Origin of the sequence: Phenylobacterium sp., assembly GCF_016793285.1 — a bacterium.
In the GTDB taxonomy this organism is placed as follows: Bacteria; Pseudomonadota; Alphaproteobacteria; order Caulobacterales; family Caulobacteraceae; genus Phenylobacterium.
In genome coordinates this window covers 13,882-29,233 of record NZ_JAEUMO010000163.1, presented here as the reverse complement: position 1 = coordinate 29,233, position 15,352 = coordinate 13,882, and the positions used below count along the sequence as shown (strand labels likewise).

The window sequence follows — 15,352 nt, the reverse complement described above, 5'->3', positions numbered from 1 at the left end:
CCGTTCGGCGCGGCCCACGCGGCCACCTCGATCAGCGCGGCGCTCGGCTTCGCCGCGGCCCGCGACGCCAAGGGCCAGGACAACAAGGTCGTGGCCGTCATCGGCGACGGCTCGATGAGCGCCGGCATGGCCTACGAGGCCATGAACAACGCCTGCGAGACCACCAGGCAGCTCACCGTCATCCTCAACGACAACGACATGTCGATCGCGCCGCCGGTGGGCGGGATGAGCGGCTACTTCGCCCGGCTCGTCTCGGGCGGCGGCTACCAGTCGATCCGCAACCTCGGCAAGACCGTCTCCAAGGTGTTCCCGCGCCCGATGCGCGAGGCGGCCCGCAAGGCCGAGGAATACGCCCGCGGCATGGTCACCGGCGGCACCTTCTTCGAGGAGCTGGGCTTCTATTACGTCGGCCCGATCGACGGCCACGACATGGACGCCCTGGTCCACGTCCTGCAGAACGCCCGCCGGATCGACGACAAGCCGGTCCTGGTCCATGTGGTCACCCACAAGGGCAAGGGCTACGCCCCCGCCGAGAACGCCGCCGACAAGTACCACGGCGTGGTCAAGTTCGACGTGGTCACGGGCCAGCAGGCCAAGGGCGCCGCCGGCGCGCCGCAGTACACCCGGGTCTTCGCCCAGGAGCTGATCAAGCACGCCGAGCTCGACCCGAAGATCGTGGCGATCTCGGCCGCAATGCCCTCGGGCACCGGCCTCGACCTGTTCGGCCAGAAGTTCCCCGACCGCACCTTCGACGTCGGCATCGCCGAGCAGCATGCCGTGACCTTCGCCGCCGGCCTGGCCGCCGACGGCATGAAGCCGTTCTGCGCGATCTACTCGACCTTCCTCCAGCGCGGCTACGACCAGGTCGTCCACGACGTGGCGATCCAGGGCCTTCCCGTGCGCTTCGCCATCGACCGCGCGGGCCTCGTGGGCGCCGACGGCGCCACGCACGCGGGCTCGTTCGACGTCGGCTACCTGGGCCAGCTTCCGGGCATGGTCATCATGGCGCCGTCCGACGAGGCGGAACTCGCGCACGCCATCTCCACCGCCGTCGCCATCGACGACCGCCCCTCGGCTTTCCGCTATCCGCGCGGCGAGGGCGTGGGCGTGCAGATCCCCGACCTCGCGGCCCCGCTGGAGATCGGCAGGGGCCGCATCGTGCGCGAAGGCACGGCCGTCGCCATCCTCTCCTTCGGCACGCGCCTGGGCGAAAGCCTCAAGGCCGCCGACCTGCTGGCCGCGCGCGGCCTCTCGGCCACCGTCGCGGACGCCCGTTTCGCCAAGCCGCTCGACCTCGACCTCCTGCTGCGGCTCGCCCGCGAGCACGAGGCCCTGATCACGGTGGAGGAGGGCGCGGTCGGCGGCTTCGGCGCCTTCGTCCTGCACGCCCTGGCCGAGCACGGCGCCCTCGACCGCGGCCTCAAGGTCCGCACGCTCACCCTGCCCGACATCTTCCAGGACCAGGACAAGCCCGACGCCATGTACGCCCAGGCGGGCCTCGACGCCGAAGGCATCGTCCGCGGCGCCCTGGCCGCCCTCGGCGTCGACAACGCCAGCGCCGCCGGCCGCCGAGCCTAGGCTCCGGCCCCAATTCCCGCTCATCCCGGCGAACGCCGGGAGCCAGATCCCAAGGTGTGAGCGGTAGATTGGATGGGCTCTGAGCTCGTGGAGCCCGCCTCCCAGTCATTCCATCTGGATCCCGGCGTTCGCCGGGATGAGCGGAAATCATTGAATTTACTGATAGAAATTGATTCCAGCCCTAGCGAACCTTCTCGATGCGCACGCGGGTGGCCCCGCTGCTGAGCACGGCGCCCGTCGCGTCGAAGATGACGTCGAGGTCCGACGAGGGCGCATAGAACCGGTCGTGCCCGTTCAGGACCAGCGACACCACCGCGCCGCCGGCGACCTGGGCCGTCATCCGCCCGAAGGGCTGGGTGGCCTTGATCACGATCTCGCGCCCGTCCGGCATGCGGTACGCGCCTTCATAGCGGGCCCGCTCGGCGGGCGGCAGAGGCCATTGCGGCGTGGTGCGCACCCAGACGCTCGGCAGTACGAACGGGAAGCTGTCGAGCACCATCCGCGGATAGTACGAACTGTGATTCTCGCCCGGGTAGACCCGCGTTCGCAGCGTCACGCCGGGGCGCTCAAGCGCAGCCGACATCGCCTGGAAGCCCGGCTGCATGCCCGTCCCGTTCACCCCGTCGTCGAACTCGGCCACGGAGAGGTAGATGCGTTGGCCGCTGGCGCGTTCTGCGGCCGCGGCGACGCGCGGCACGACGCCGGGCTCGGCCCAGACCGGCACACTGGCCATGACGTAGCCGGCGAAGGCGTCGGGACGTCGGGCGAAGACGTTGGCGGCGAACAGGGCGCCCAGCGAGTGGCCGACCAGGACCGAGCGCTGCGGGTCGGCCGCATAGCGCGCCTCGATGAAGGGGCGCAGGTCTTCGAGCAGGAATGCTTCGAACGCTGCCCCGCCGCCGCCCATCTCGGGCAGGCTGCCGTCCTGCGGCCGCCAGCGGGCGTGCGCCAAGTCGTCCAGGCGATGGTTCTCCCCAGCGGGATCGTCGTCGATGCTGACCACCAGGGCGGCCGACATCTGCCAGGTGTTGCCCAGGTACTGGCCTTGCGGTCCGGCGATGCCGCTGCCGCCGTCCAGCGCGTAGATCGCCGGCAGCTTCTGGCCGGGCAGGAAGACCGTCGCCGTCGGCTGGCTCACGATGACCCGGAAGTCGCGGCCGATCCGCTCGGAGTGAACGATCAGGCGGGTCACGCCGTACTGCGGCGGCGTGGCCTCCGACACGACCTTCAGCGCCGCCGCGCGGGCTGGCCCGACGGCCAGGGCCGCGAGCAGGAAGACAAGGATTGCGCCGCGCGTCATGTGTCCGCCCCCAAGCTGCACCGGCAGCCTGGCTTCATCCCTGGACGATTTTGCGGCGGACGCCCAGGCGGCTCCGGCGGACCCCCAATCGGGGGAGGAGGAACCGCGTCGCGGACGGGTAGGTTCCCGGCGCCTCGATCAGGCGGTCCGGCGCAAGGGGGCGCCCCGGATTCACTCCCCGGAAGGTAGTTTCATGAAGCGTATGGCATTCCTCGCGGCCCTGGCGGCGGCGGGGGCTTCGGGTCCGGCGTCGGCCGCGTCGTCGTTGATCAACGGCGGGTTCGAGCAGCCGGGAAGCGCCGGCGTCGTGTACCTCCACCAGGGCAGCACGTTCCTGCCGGGCTGGACCGTCGTCGACTCCACGCCGGGCGGCGACGACGAGATCGCCTACCAGAACAACGCCGCCTTCGGAGGCCTCGGCGTGGTCGGTTCCGAGGGCGCGCACTTCCTGGAGCTGACGGGCGTCGTCGGCCGGGGGAAGGGCGTGAAGTCCGACGCGATCGACACGGTCGCCGGCGCGACCTACCGGGTGGGCTTCGACGTCGGCGCGTTCTTCGTGAGCGGCCAGGGCAGCTACGGCGATGTGACGCTCGACCTGCGGATCGACGACGTCCTGGTCGGCAGTTTCACCAACACGCTGGGGCTGTCGGCGGCCGGCTCGGACTGGCAGCGCTTCACCCACGACTTCGTGGCGACCGGCGCGCCGGTGCGGTTGACGTTCCTGGCCAGCACCGCGCTGACGTCGAGCTATCTCGGCGCCGGCCTCGACAACGTGACGTTCGACACGATCGCGGGGCCCGGGACGGGTGTCCCCGAGCCGGGCGCATGGGCGCTGGCGATCCTCGGGTTCGGCCTCGCCGGCGCCGGCCTCCGCAGGCGGCGCTCGGCGCCGGCCTGAGCCGCGACCGACGTCGCGCGCCCGGGCGGCGGTCGGGAACCGACGGCGTCAGAACGGCGAGAAGCGTTCGATCAGGCTCTGGCCCGACGGGGTCTTCTGCATGCGGCTGATGTCGCCGCGGCCGCCGTAGCTGATGCGGGCCTCGGCGATCTGGGTGTGGCGCACGGTGTTGGCCGAGGAGATGTCCTCGGGCCGCACGATGCCGGCGACCGTCAACTGGCGCAGGTCGGTGTTGGTGCGCACCTCCTGGGTGCCCTGGATCACGAGGTTGCCGTTCGGCAGCACGGCGGTGACCACCGCGGCGATCGTCAGGCTGATCTTCTCCGAGCGGTTCACCGCGCCCTGGCCGGCGTTCGAACTGGTCGAGTTCGTCTCGACGGCGTTGGCGGGATCGAAGCCGCCCGGCAGGATCTTCCCGAGCGTCGATTCCAGGCCCAGCAGGTGCGGCACGCCCGCCTGCATGCCCGAGGTCCGCGACGAGGAGGTGGCGTTGGTGGTCTTGGCGCTGTCGTCGATGTCGATGTTGACCGTCAGGATGTCGCCCGGACGGCTGGCGCGCTGGTCGTTGAAGAAGGCGCGGGCGCCGGTGCGCCACAGCGAGTTGGCGCTGGCCGGCTGCGGCGACGGCATCCGCGCCGAGGCGACGGGCTGGCTGATCGGGACGAGGGCGGCCGGGTAGCCCACCGGCGCGAGATCGGGGCCCATCGCGGCCTCCTTGATTGTCGAGCAGGCGGCGAGCGGGGCGAGGGCGGCGAGGGCCAGGAAGCGCAGGCGCATGTCGGTGTCCTTCAGCGTGCGGCGTAGTGGGAAGAGCGGACGAGCTTTAGCTGCTCCGCCTGCGGTCCGACCGCGGCCTGGCCGGGTCCGGTGACCACGGCCTGGACGGTCTTCTTCGACGTGACGTTCTGCACGTTGATGGTCTCGCCCACTGCGCCGCCGCCGAGGGCCTTGGCCTGCAGGGAGAGCGAGACGCCTTCGTTCTCGTAGGTGAGCGTTACGATCTCGTTGGCCTTGACCGCTTCCGGCGCGGCGACGTCGCGCGCGGCGACGGCCGCGCCGGCGCGCAGCGGGCGCCTGGCGGCCAGGCCGATGACGGCGTCGGCGTCGGCGGGCGCGCCGGCAGGGGCGGCGGCGACCTTGGCCCAGACCAGGTCCTGCGGCTGCACGATCTCGCCGGCGACGATGGAGCGGGCCCAGGTCAGCGCCTCGACGGCGCCGCGGGCGGCGACCGCGCCGGGCTGCGCCGTGGCGCCGCCGGTCACCACGATCTGGCGCAGGCCCTCGGCGTTGGCCCAGTCGAGGCCGGCGCGCGCGGCGGCCAGGCGCACGGCGCCGGCGTTCAGCATGACCGAGGCGCCGGCGCGGGTGGCGACGGGCGTGCGGCCTGCGGCGCCGGCGCCCTCGAACAGGTCGCCGAGCGTGACCACGCCGTCCGTGTCGATGGTGGCGGCCTTCAGCGTCACGGGCGCGCCGGCCAGCGCGGGGCCGGCGGTGAGCAGGGCGGCGGCGGCGAGCGCGAGCGCTTTCATGAGGCTACGCCTTCACCTGGTTGGCCGTGGCCAGCATGTTGTCGGCGGTGGAGATCACCTTCGAGTTCATCTCGTAGGCGCGCTGCGCCACGATCAGGGCGGTGATCTCGGACACGGCGTCGACGTTCGAGGCTTCGGTGTAGCCTTGGACCAGGGTGCCGATGCCGGTGGAACCGGCGGTCCCCGAGGTCGGCGCGCCCGACGCCGCCGTCTCCTGGTAGAGGTTGTCGCCCAGCGCCTTCAGGCCGCCGTCGTTCACGAAGGTCGCGAGTTCCAGGATGCCGACGACGGACGGGTTGGTCTGCCCGGCCTGCTGCACCTGCACCTGGCCGGTCTTGGAGACGGTGACCGACACCGCGTCGCCCGGGATCGAGATCGCCGGCTGGATCTGGTAGCCGTCCTGGGTGACGAGCTGTCCCTGGTCGTTGACCGAGAAGTTGCCGGCCCGCGTGTAGGCCGTCTCGCCGGAGGGTAGCAGCACCTGGAAGAACCCGCGGCCGTCGATGGCCAGGTCGTAAGGGTTGTCGGTGCGCGTCAGCGAGCCCTGCGTCTCGACGCGGTAGACCGCGCCGGCCTTCACGCCCGCGCCCACCTGCACGCCGGTCGGCACGATGGTGCCCTGGTCGGACGACTGCGTGCCGGCCGCTTCGAACGTCTGGTAGAGCAGGTCCTGGAACTCGGCGCGCTGCCGCTTGAAGGCGACCGTGTTCATGTTGGCGATGTTGTTCGAGATGACCTCGACGTTCATCTGCTGGGCGGCCATGCCGGTCGCCGCGGTGCGGAGCGCTTGCATCGGTCTCTAGTCCCTTAGTTGGCGCGGCCGAGACGGTCGACGGCGCGGCGCGAGAGGTCCGCGGCGCTGTCGATCATCTTGGAGGTGCTTTCGTAGGCCCGGCTCACCTCGACCATGCGGGTGATCTCCAGGACGGATTTGACGTTCGAGCCCTCCAGGTGACCCTGGCGCAGCTTGGCCGCATCGGCGGCCGGCTCGGGCTGCTGGTTCGAGCCGTTGCGGAAGAGGTTGTCCCCGGCCTTCTCGAGCACGGCGGCGTTGGCGAACTTGAACATGCCGACTTTGCCGACCCGCTCCGTGCCCTGGCTCATCGAGCCGTCGCCGCCGATGGCCACGCGGCCCTTCTCGCCGTCGACGGTGATCTCGCCGCCGCTCTCGTCGAGCACCGGATAGCCGCCCTGGCTGACGAGGCGGCCGGTGGAGTCGATGGTGAAGCGGCCGTCGCGGGTGAAGCGCGGGCCGTCCGGCGTCTGGAGCTGGAAGAAGCCCTGGCCCTGGATGGCCATGTCGAACTCGCCGTCGGTCCGGTTGAGCGCGCCCTGGCCGAAGTTGCGGGCGACGCCGTCCGGGGCCACGAACTTCACCGGGCGCGGGCCGCCCATCGTCATCGCCGGCGCGCCGGGCGCCGTCTTCTGGATCATCGACTCGACCTTGAAGCCGGCGGTGTCCACGTTCGCGATGTTGTTCGCGATGATGTCCATCTCCTTGCGCAGGACCATCTGGCGCGAGAGACCGACGTAGAGGGCGTTGTCCATCGAAGGCGACCCGAGTGAGTGCGACGTTTCGGCTCTCAGGGCGTGCAAGCTTCGGGCCAACTGGAAACGCGAGCGAAATCAAGGAACAAGAAAGTTAACGGCGGCCGAGCGGCGGAATCTGCCGGGCAGGAATCGCGTCCGTTAAGAGGTGTTAAAAACTGCTTCTTAACCAAACGCGGCCATTGGTGATCCGGCAATACGACGGGGACGCTGCGCGTGGCCAAGAAGGAAAAGAAGCCGAAGGAGGCCGAGGGCGAAGCGCCGGCGGCCGCCGAAGGCGCCGAGGGCGAGGCCCCGGCCAAGAAGAAGCTTCCGCTCAAGATGATCATCATCGCGGGCGCCGCGGCCCTGGTCGTCCTGGGCGGCGGCGGCACGGCGGCCTTCATCTTCCTCAAGCCCAAGCCCGACGCGGCCGCCGAGAAGGGCGATCACGGCAAGGACAAGAAGAAGGACAAGAAGAAAGAGGAAAAGAAGGAAGGCAAGGAAGGCGAGAAGGGCGCGGCGGTGGTCCGCGAAGGCCCCGACGGCGTCGTCTTCTACACGATGCCCGACGTGGTGGTGAACATGCAGACCGCCGACGGCAAGCCCACCTTCCTGAAGCTGAAGCTCACCCTGGAGCTGCCGGACGAGGGCGCGGTCGAGGAGCTCGACCCGAACATGCCGAGGCTCCAGGACATGTTCCAGACCTTCCTGCGCGAACTGCGCCCCGAGGACCTCAGCGGCTCTCAAGGGTCCTACCAGCTCCGCATGGAGATCCTGCGCCGGGTGAACCTGGTGATCTCGCCCTCCAAGGCCAACGCGGTCCTCATCGAGGAGATGCTGATCAACTAGCGCCGCCGCGCGAGTTGGGTGCGAAATCCCATGGCCGAAGAAACCGAAGACCAGACCCCGACCGAAGCGCCCGCCGAAGGCGGCGGCGAGACCGACTGGGCCGCGGCCGCCGCGGCCGAGGCGAACTCGTCCGAGCGGATCCTGAACCAGGACGAGATCGACAGCCTGCTGGGCTTCGACCTCTCGGAAGACGAGATCGCCGAGCGCACCGGCATCCGGGCGATCATCAACTCGGCGCTGGTCAGCTACGAACGCCTGCCGATGCTGGAAATCGTCTTCGACCGCCTCGTGCGGTTGATGACCACCAGCCTGCGGAACTTCACCTCCGACAACGTCGAAGTGTCGCTCGACAACATTTCGTCGATCCGCTTCGGCGACTACCTGAACTCGATCCCGCTCCCCGCCATCCTCTCGGTGTTCCGCGCCGAGGAACTGAACAACTACGGCCTGCTGACGGTCGATTCGAACCTTATCTACTCGATCGTGGACGTCCTCCTGGGCGGCCGCCGCGGCACGGCGGCGATGCGCATCGAGGGCCGGCCCTACACGACCATCGAGCGCGTGCTCGTCCAGCGGATGGTCGAGGTGGTGCTGGCCGACGCCCAGGAGGCGTTCGAGCCGCTGACGCCCGTCCATTTCACCCTGGACCGCCTGGAGACCAACCCGCGCTTCGCCGCCATCGCGCGGCCGGCCAACGCCGCCATCCTGGTGAAGCTGCGCATCGACATGGAGGACCGCGGCGGGCGCATCGAGCTGTTGCTGCCCTACGCCACGCTCGAACCCATCCGCAAGATGCTGCTGCAACAGTTCATGGGCGAGAAGTTCGGCCGCGACAACATCTGGGAAAGCCACCTCGCCACCGAGCTCTGGACCACCCAGACCGAAGTCCGCGCCGTGCTCGACGAGCAGCAGATCAGCCTGAAGAAGGTGCTGGCGTTCAAGGTCGGCGACACCCTGATGCTCAATGCCACGCCTGACAGCCTGATCGAGCTGAAGGCCGGCGCCATCCCGCTCACCCGCGGCCGCATGGGCCGCCGCAACGCCCACATCGCCGTGCGCGTGGAGGCCCCGCTTTCACCCGCCGCCAAGCAAGCCGTCACGAGGGGCGCATGATCCTGCTTCGCCAAGGCCACGCAGCATCCACCCGATCCTTCGAAGCTTCTGAAGGAGCGAAGTAGGATGAGCCTGATCGCCATCGGCATGAACGTGCTGCTCGCGGGCCTGCTGGTCGCCGCGATGGTCGTGGGCCTGCGCCTCAACAGGCGTCTCAAGGCCCTGAAGGACAGCCACGAGGGCTTCGAGGCCGCGGTGCGCGAACTGAACCTCGCCGCGGTGCGCGCCGAGCAGGGTCTCGCAGACCTGCGCGCCGCCACCGACGAAGCCGTCGACATGCTGTCGGACCGCATCGAGAAGGGCCGCACCCTGGCCGCCAGGCTGGAGAAGCTGGTCGCCGCCGCGCCCGAGCTGCCGCGCGCCGCGACGCTGCCGGAGCGCGCCCCGCGCGCGATGCCGCCGGTCACCCCGCCGGCCCGCCCGACCTCCGGCGAGGACCGCCTGGCGTCGCTGCTCGCCATGGCCCGCCAGCGCCTCGCCGCGCAGGACGCCGGCAGACCCGCGCCGGCCGCGGCGGACCTGTCGCCGGAGCCGCTGGTCGGCCGCGCGCCCCTGCCGGGCCGCCGCGTGCCGTCCAGCATCGACGATGACCTGTTCGAGGACGCCCCGCTGGCCCTCGACCGCCTTGCGGGAGCCCGCCGTTGAAGTCCGTTCCCCGCATCCTGCCGCTCGTGGGCGTCGCCATCGGCGGCGTCCTGGCCGTGAACGCCATCTCGGGCGCGCGCGACCTGCCGGGCCTGCTGTCGGGCGCCCAGGCGTTCGCCGAGGAGGTCGCCAAGCCCGCGAAGGACGCCAAACCCGAAGGCAAGGACGCGGCCAAGGCGGAGACGCCGAAGCCCGGCAAGGAGGGCGCTCCGTCCGCGAGCGACCCCGCCGTCGCCCTGCCGGCCGCCTCGATCGCGCCGAAGGCGGTCTGCGCCCCCACCGCCGCCGAACTCGCCAAGCAGGCCGGTCTCAGCCCCGCCGAACTGCAGGTGCTCCAGAGCCTTGGCGCCCGCCGCGGCCAGCTCGACGCGCGCGAGAACGACCTCAACACCCAGCTCGCGCTGATGGCCGCGGCCGAGGCCAAGCTGGACGCCAAGATCAAGGCGCTGAACGGCCTGAAGTCCGAAGTGAACGGCCTGCTGAACCAGTCCAACGCCAAGGAAGCCGCCGAGATCGACCGGCTGGTGAAGGTGTTCGAGGGCATGAAGGCCAAGGACGCGGCCCCGCGCCTGGCGGCGCTGGACGACAGCGTCCGCATCCCGATCGCCGCCAAGATGAAGGAGCGCGCGCTCTCCTCGATCATGGCCCAGATGCCGGCCGCCGAGGCGAAGAAGCTGACCGAGGCGCTCGCCCGCCGCTACTCCGACGCCCAGGCCGCCGCGGCCAAGGCCAGCGCCGCCGCGGCGCAGACCGACGCCAGGCAGGCCGCCGCCAAGCCGAGCGTCGATCCGACGGCGCCGGAAGCCGCGCCCAGGAAGCAGGCCGCCGCGAAGAAGCCCGCCCCGCGCAAGAAGGCCCCGGCCGCGCAGCAGGCCGCGGCCAAGGCTCCGGCCGCCGCCGCGCCCGCGACACCCGCCACGCCCTCCCAGGCGCCGCCCGCCGCTCCGCCGGCGGCCAAGGCCGGGTAGCGCATGAGCCTGAAGAAGGCCCTCCGTTCCGGGGTGGCTGCGGCCTGCATCGCCAGTGTCGCCGCCCCCGCCGGGATCGCCGCCCCCGCGGCCAGGGCCGTTGCCCATCCTTCGTCCGAAGGCGGCGGCAGCGGCGCCGACGTTCGCGTGGCGACGACGGCGACCTTCTCGCGCATCGAGATCAAGGGCCGCGTCGCGACCCGCCGCGACGGCCAGAACCTGATCCTGACGCTGGCCGGCAATCCCGACGTCGCGCGCCTGCTCACCTCGCCGCCGAGGTGGATCAAGCAGGCGACACGCAAGCGCACGGGCGCGGGCATCGAGCTCACCATCACGCTGGCCGACGACGCCGACCTCAAGGTCGGCCAGGCCGACGGCGGCACCTACGTCAACGTCTTCGAGAAGCCCGCGCCCACGCCGGAGGAGACCGCCGCCGCGCAGGCGGCCGAGCCCGTCGAGGTCGCCGAGGCCGAGCCGCCCCGCCCGAACCCGCTGCCCGCCGGCGGTGTCGTCAGGATGGACGCGAAGGTCGCGGGCGGGCAGACCACGCTCGCCTTCACCTGGGCGAACCCGGCCGGCGCCGCCGTCTTCCGCCGCGGCGACGCGATCTGGGTGGTGTTCGACGCCCCGGCGAAGCTGGACGTCTCGGGCGCGCCCAAGGGCGTGCGCCCGCTGCGCTCCGTCGAGGCCTTCCGGGGCGCCGACTATGCCGCCATCCGCATCGACGCCGACCCGGACGCCCCGGTCTTCGTCGGCGCGCAGGGCGCCACCTGGACCGTTTCGCTGGGGCCCGGCCCGCAGGCGCAGCCGGCCATCGTCCGCATCAGCCGCGACGCCGCCGGCGGTCCCGCGACGTTGAAGGCCCCCGTGGCCGGGGCCACGCGCGTGGTCAACCTGCCCGACCCGGTGGTCGGCGATACGCTGAAGGTCGTGACCGCGCTCGGCCCGGCCAAGGGCGTGCCCACCCGCCGCGACTTCGTCGACGCGGCCCTGTTGCCCTCGATCCAGGGCCTCGCCATCGAGCCGCTGGTCGACGATCTGGCCGTGGCGCGCGACGGCGAGATCGTGCGGATCAGCCGCGCCCAGGGCCTGACGCTGTCGCCCGCCTGGGCCACGCGCGACAAGGAAGACGCCCAGCTCGGCGCGCCGCAGCCGGCGATCATGCCGGCGCTGGTCAGCGCGGAGTGGGCCAGGACGGGCGAGGGCGGCTTCATGGGCCGCTATGACGCCCTGTTCTCGGCGGCCACGGCCGAGAGCGCCAACAAGGACCGCGAGGCGCCGGTCGCCGCGCGCATGGCGCTGGCGCGCTTCCTGGTCGGCTCCGACCTCAGCTACGAGGCCATCGGCGTCCTCAACGCGCTGGCCCGCGAGCATCCCGAGATGCTCGACGACCCCGAGTTCCGCGGGCTGCGCGGCATCGCCCGCGCCATCGCGCGCCGCTACGCCGAGGCCGACAACGACTTTTCCGCGCCCGCGCTCGCCGACGATCCGTCGAGCCAGCTCTGGCGCGCCTACGTCAACACCGAGATGGCTCACTACGCCGAGGCGCGGGGCTTCTTCGGCAGGGGCGTGGAGGCCTACGGCCTGTTCTCGCCGCTCTGGAAGGCGCGCTTCGCCCGCGCCGACGCCAAGGCCGCGCTGGCCCAGGGCGACCTGATCGGCGCCGACACGCGGGTGCGCATGGCGCTGGAGGAGAAGGTCGATCCCGAGGAGGCGCTGCGCACCCGGCTGGTCCAGGCGCGCGTGATCGAACTCCAGGGCAACCAGGCCCGCGCGCTGAAGGTCTACGCGGCCGTCGCGACCGCCCCGGTCGACTCCATCTCGGCGCCTGCCCAGCTCCGCGCCACCCAGATCCGCCTCGCGCTCGGCCAGATCACGCCGGCCCAGGCGGCCAACGTCTTCGATGGCCTGCGCTACCGCTGGCGCGGCGACGGGACCGAACTCGAGACCATACGCGCGCTGGGCCAGCTCTACCTGGCGCAGGGCCGCTACCGCGAGGCGCTGGAGGCGCTGCGCTCCGCCGGCGTGCGCCTGCCCGACCTGCCCGAGGCGTTGCAGCTCCAGGCCGATCTCAACACCGCGTTCAGGGGCCTCTTCCTCGACGGCCTTGCCGACGGGCTGGAGCCGACCCAGGCGCTGGCGCTCTTCTTCGACTTCAAGGAACTGGCCCCGCTGGGCGCCGACGGCGACCTGATGGTGCGCAAGATCGTGCGGCGCCTCGTGGACGTCGACCTGCTGCCGCAGGCGGCCGACCTCCTGAAGTACCAGGCCGAGAACCGCCTCGATGGCGTGCCGAAGGCGCAGGTCTCGACCGACCTCGCCGTGATCTACCTGATGGACCGCAAGCCCGAGGCGGCGCTGGAGGCGATCAACGCCTCGCGAACCACGGTGCTGCCCACCGCGCTGAACGCCGAGCGCCGCCTGATCGAGGCGCGCGCCTGGACCGCGCTCGGCCGCTACGACAGCGCACTGGAGATCATCGAGACCGACAAGAGCCGCGATGGCGGCGACCTGCGCGCCGAGATCTCCTGGAAGCAGAAGAACTGGGCCGTGGCCGCGCCGCTGTTCGAGAAGGGCCTCGGCGACCGCTGGAAGACCGCCACGCCGCTCAGCTCGGACGAGGAGGGCCGCCTGCTGCGCGCCGGCGTCGCCTATTCGCTGGCCGGCGACGAGGGCTCGCTCGCGCGGCTTCAGACCCGCTACCAGGGCTTCTACGAGAAGGCGAACAACCCCGAGGCGCTGAAGATCGCGCTCTCCGGTGTTCCGACGGGCCGCCTCTCGGTCGCCGACTTCGGCCGTGTCAGCGCCGACAACGAAGCCTTCGCCGGCTGGGTCGCCAAGATGAAGGGCCGCTTCAAGACCAGGCCCGCCCCCGTCGGCGCCGCCAAGCCGCCGCCCGTCGCCCCGGCCAGACAGGCCCAGGCCGCGCCGGCCAAGCCCGCGGCCAAGGGGTAGGTGGCGGTTCCGAAGATTGGCTACAGGCGCATTAGGTAGTCGTCCGGGGCGTCCTTTCTCGCGGCTACCTCGGCCAGACTATCCAACGCCCAGGTGCCACCGACGATTTCAGGCCGCAGTTGCTCGGCTTCGGCTTCGGCTTCGAGTCCATCTGCGGCGATGGCGGCACGGATAGCCGTGGATAGGTCTCGCTCGGCCCGGAGCAATTCCATCCAGAGCTTTGGGCTGACCTTCTTGGTGAACCGCAGAATGCTGTCCTTTTGGAAGGATCGCATCAATTCAGCGCGTCCGAGCTGGAGCATCGCCGCCATAAGGTCCACGGATGCGACGGTGATATATCGCGTAATGAAAACATCGGTCTCGGTGTGCAGAGCGCCGCCTAGGTTAATGTAAATCTTCGACCAAGTTACGATGCGCGCTTCACCTTGCGCATCGAACGTCCGGTAGGAAGAGTCAGCTTGCATCTCGAGGCCGTTCAACAGGAGCGCGCCTATCGGAAGCTCTCCCTTGCGAAACCGCTCGAGCATCTCCTCGCGTCCCCCAGACACGCGGTGCAGACTCATCGTGAGTAGATGCGACAGGCGTCTCTGGATCGATGTTGCCTCGCGAAGCATCAGTCGACGGATCGGGGCGCCGTGCGCTTCCTGCTCTGCCGAGATCGCCTGATCGACAACGAACACGCCGAACCAAAGAGCAAGACTGTCCGCCATCATGTTGATACCGAGGTCTGGCCAGATCAGCGCCATCACGACGCTGAAGACTGAAGCGCCGGCTAGCAGTGGGCCCAGGCGACGTAGCAGCTTGTAAGAAGGGCGTTTCAAGTCGGCCAAGCCTCAGCAGCCGGATAATTGTACCGCACCCTCCGCCGACGCCTATCCTCCCCCCGCGCCTCGCTGGAAGCTCTCCACGAGGCTGCCGCAGACGAGGCGCCAGCCGTCCACGAGGACGAAGAAGATCAGCTTGAAGGGCAGGCTCACGACCACCGGCGGCAGCATCATCATGCCCATGCTCATCAGCACGCTGGCCACGACGAGGTCGATCACCAGGAAGGGCACGAAGAGCAGGAAGCCGATCTCGAAGGCGCGCTTCAGTTCGCTGATCATGAAGGCCGGCGTCACGACGCGGAGCGGAATCTCCTGCACGTTCGCGGGCCGCTGGATCTTCGACAGCCGCACGAAGAGGCCGAGATCCTCCTGATCCACCTGCGAGAGCATGAACTGCTTCACCGGCCCGCCGGCGGCGTCGAAGGCGGCGGGCAGCTCCATCTGCTGGTCGAGCAGGGGCTTCACGCCTTCGTTGTAGGAGCGCTCTAGCGTCGGCCCCATGACGATGGCGGTCAGGAACAGCGCCAGCGAGATCAGGACGGCGTTGGGCGGACTCTGCTGCAGGCCGAGCGCCGTGCGCAGCAACGACAGCACCACGATGATCCGCACGAAGCTCGTGGTCATGATGACGATGGACGGCGCCAGCGACAGGACCGTCAGCAGGCCCACCAGTTGCACCACGCGCTCGGTCAGGCCGGCGCCCGTGCCGAGGTTCACGTTCAGCGTCTGGGCCATGGCGGCCACGGGCACGATCATGACCGCGAAGGTGGCGAGCACCGAGATCAGCGCCGCGCGCCGCCAGTCCCTCGCCGGCAGGTTCTTGATCGCCCGAAGGAATTCCATCACGACCTGGCCTTCGGCAGGTCGGCGAGGACGCGGCCCTCGCCCAGCAGCACCAGCCGCTCCTGGCCGTCGCAGTCGAGGATGACGACACGCCGGGTCGGGTCGAGCACCAGGGTCTCGACGATCCGCATCCGCCGGTCCTTCTTCGGCCCCTGCATCCGCGCGATCGCGTCGGGGCCGTACTTGCGCAACGCCACGGCGGCGAGGCCGATGAGGCCCAGGGTCAGCGCCAGGGCGAACACGGCGCGGAGGAGGCTCGGGAAATCCATGGGGCGGCGCTTCTGCGGGCGGAGACAGGGCCGCAGTTCGCCGTTGAGTCT

The 15,352-nt window shown here is 70.6% G+C and carries 15 protein-coding genes; 7 read left to right on the top strand and 8 right to left on the bottom strand.

The genetic code is table 11. The features are described 5' to 3' along the window. The coding region (gene dxs / locus JNL41_RS14890; protein ID WP_293476232.1) for a 1-deoxy-D-xylulose-5-phosphate synthase at window positions 1–1,578 on the top strand (1,578 nt) is incomplete at its 5' end. Window positions 1,579–1,759: 181 nt separating this feature from the next. Here dxs and JNL41_RS14885 read toward each other — a convergent pair. Next, a complete protein-coding gene (locus tag JNL41_RS14885; RefSeq protein WP_293476230.1) occupies window positions 1,760–2,878 on the bottom strand; it encodes an alpha/beta hydrolase-fold protein in 1,119 nt (372 codons plus the stop codon). A 193-nt stretch (window positions 2,879–3,071) separates the two neighbouring features. On the opposite strand from JNL41_RS14885, the gene JNL41_RS14880 reads away from it, so the two are divergent. Beyond that, on the top strand, window positions 3,072–3,776 hold the full coding sequence (locus JNL41_RS14880; RefSeq protein ID WP_293476228.1) for a PEPxxWA-CTERM sorting domain-containing protein: 705 nt from the start codon (window positions 3,072–3,074) through the stop codon (window positions 3,774–3,776). 48 nt (window positions 3,777–3,824) lie between these two features. Here the strand turns inward: JNL41_RS14880 and flgH are convergent, their stop codons facing one another. The 4 genes from flgH to flgF are packed head-to-tail and all read right to left on the bottom strand — an operon-like array spanning window position 3,825 to window position 6,853. After that, window positions 3,825–4,553, bottom strand: coding sequence for a flagellar basal body L-ring protein FlgH (gene flgH / locus JNL41_RS14875; protein WP_293476226.1), 729 nt, complete (start codon window positions 4,551–4,553; stop codon window positions 3,825–3,827). Between the two features lie 11 nt (window positions 4,554–4,564). After that, entirely contained in the window at window positions 4,565–5,305 is a 741-nt protein-coding gene (gene flgA / locus JNL41_RS14870) for a flagellar basal body P-ring formation chaperone FlgA (RefSeq protein ID WP_293476224.1), read from the bottom strand. 4 nt (window positions 5,306–5,309) lie between these two features. Further along, window positions 5,310–6,098: a flagellar basal-body rod protein FlgG gene (gene flgG, locus JNL41_RS14865; protein ID WP_293476222.1), complete on the bottom strand. Its 789-nt coding sequence runs from the start codon at window positions 6,096–6,098 to the stop codon at window positions 5,310–5,312. Window positions 6,099–6,112: 14 nt separating this feature from the next. After that, window positions 6,113–6,853 carry a flagellar basal-body rod protein FlgF gene (flgF, locus tag JNL41_RS14860; protein ID WP_293476220.1) on the bottom strand — a complete coding sequence of 247 codons (741 nt, stop codon included), beginning with the start codon at window positions 6,851–6,853 and terminating at the stop codon, window positions 6,113–6,115. A 216-nt stretch (window positions 6,854–7,069) separates the two neighbouring features. On the opposite strand from flgF, the gene JNL41_RS14855 reads away from it, so the two are divergent. The 5 genes from JNL41_RS14855 (at window position 7,070) to JNL41_RS14835 (ending at window position 13,365) form a co-directional block, all read left to right on the top strand. Further along, window positions 7,070–7,684, top strand: coding sequence for a flagellar basal body-associated FliL family protein (locus JNL41_RS14855; RefSeq protein ID WP_293476218.1), 615 nt, complete (start codon window positions 7,070–7,072; stop codon window positions 7,682–7,684). A gap of 30 nt (window positions 7,685–7,714) precedes the next feature. Continuing rightward, a complete protein-coding gene (gene fliM, locus JNL41_RS14850; protein WP_293476216.1) occupies window positions 7,715–8,797 on the top strand; it encodes a flagellar motor switch protein FliM in 1,083 nt (360 codons plus the stop codon). A 66-nt stretch (window positions 8,798–8,863) separates the two neighbouring features. Next, window positions 8,864–9,442: a DUF6468 domain-containing protein gene (locus tag JNL41_RS14845; RefSeq protein WP_293476214.1), complete on the top strand. Its 579-nt coding sequence runs from the start codon at window positions 8,864–8,866 to the stop codon at window positions 9,440–9,442. Then, window positions 9,439–10,410, top strand: coding sequence for a hypothetical protein (locus JNL41_RS14840; RefSeq protein ID WP_293476212.1), 972 nt, complete (start codon window positions 9,439–9,441; stop codon window positions 10,408–10,410). Before JNL41_RS14845 ends, JNL41_RS14840 begins: the two co-directional genes overlap by 4 nt. A 3-nt stretch (window positions 10,411–10,413) precedes the next feature. Further along, window positions 10,414–13,365, top strand: a complete 2,952-nt coding sequence (locus JNL41_RS14835) for an endoglucanase (protein WP_293476210.1) — start codon at window positions 10,414–10,416, stop codon at window positions 13,363–13,365. Window positions 13,366–13,385: 20 nt separating this feature from the next. Here the strand turns inward: JNL41_RS14835 and JNL41_RS14830 are convergent, their stop codons facing one another. The 3 genes from JNL41_RS14830 to JNL41_RS14820 all read right to left on the bottom strand — a co-directional run bounded on the left by JNL41_RS14830 (window position 13,386) and on the right by JNL41_RS14820 (window position 15,301). Further along, window positions 13,386–14,111, bottom strand: a complete 726-nt coding sequence (locus tag JNL41_RS14830) for a hypothetical protein (protein WP_293476208.1) — start codon at window positions 14,109–14,111, stop codon at window positions 13,386–13,388. Between the two features lie 126 nt (window positions 14,112–14,237). Further along, window positions 14,238–15,032: a flagellar type III secretion system pore protein FliP gene (gene fliP, locus JNL41_RS14825; RefSeq protein ID WP_293476238.1), complete on the bottom strand. Its 795-nt coding sequence runs from the start codon at window positions 15,030–15,032 to the stop codon at window positions 14,238–14,240. Next, window positions 15,032–15,301, bottom strand: a complete 270-nt coding sequence (locus JNL41_RS14820; RefSeq protein WP_293476206.1) for a flagellar biosynthetic protein FliO — start codon at window positions 15,299–15,301, stop codon at window positions 15,032–15,034. The genes fliP and JNL41_RS14820 overlap by 1 nt, the downstream gene beginning before the upstream one ends. Window positions 15,302–15,352: the final 51 nt, after the last annotated feature.

Bases quoted from the DNA above. Each gene is read 5' to 3' on its own strand.
- JNL41_RS14845 (WP_293476214.1), top strand. From the start codon at position 8,864: ATGAGCCTGATCGCCATCGGCATGAACGTGCTGCTCGCGGGCCTGCTG.
- JNL41_RS14885 (WP_293476230.1), bottom strand. From the start codon at position 2,878: ATGACGCGCGGCGCAATCCTTGTCTTCCTGCTCGCGGCCCTGGCCGTC.
- JNL41_RS14820 (WP_293476206.1), bottom strand. From the start codon at position 15,301: ATGGATTTCCCGAGCCTCCTCCGCGCCGTGTTCGCCCTGGCGCTGACC.
- flgF (WP_293476220.1), bottom strand. From the start codon at position 6,853: ATGGACAACGCCCTCTACGTCGGTCTCTCGCGCCAGATGGTCCTGCGC.
- flgA (WP_293476224.1), bottom strand. From the start codon at position 5,305: ATGAAAGCGCTCGCGCTCGCCGCCGCCGCCCTGCTCACCGCCGGCCCC.
- flgH (WP_293476226.1), bottom strand. From the start codon at position 4,553: ATGCGCCTGCGCTTCCTGGCCCTCGCCGCCCTCGCCCCGCTCGCCGCC.
- fliM (WP_293476216.1), top strand. From the start codon at position 7,715: ATGGCCGAAGAAACCGAAGACCAGACCCCGACCGAAGCGCCCGCCGAA.
- JNL41_RS14835 (WP_293476210.1), top strand. From the start codon at position 10,414: ATGAGCCTGAAGAAGGCCCTCCGTTCCGGGGTGGCTGCGGCCTGCATC.
- JNL41_RS14880 (WP_293476228.1), top strand. From the start codon at position 3,072: ATGAAGCGTATGGCATTCCTCGCGGCCCTGGCGGCGGCGGGGGCTTCG.
- fliP (WP_293476238.1), bottom strand. From the start codon at position 15,032: ATGGAATTCCTTCGGGCGATCAAGAACCTGCCGGCGAGGGACTGGCGG.
- JNL41_RS14830 (WP_293476208.1), bottom strand. From the start codon at position 14,111: ATGGCGCTGATCTGGCCAGACCTCGGTATCAACATGATGGCGGACAGT.
- flgG (WP_293476222.1), bottom strand. From the start codon at position 6,098: ATGCAAGCGCTCCGCACCGCGGCGACCGGCATGGCCGCCCAGCAGATG.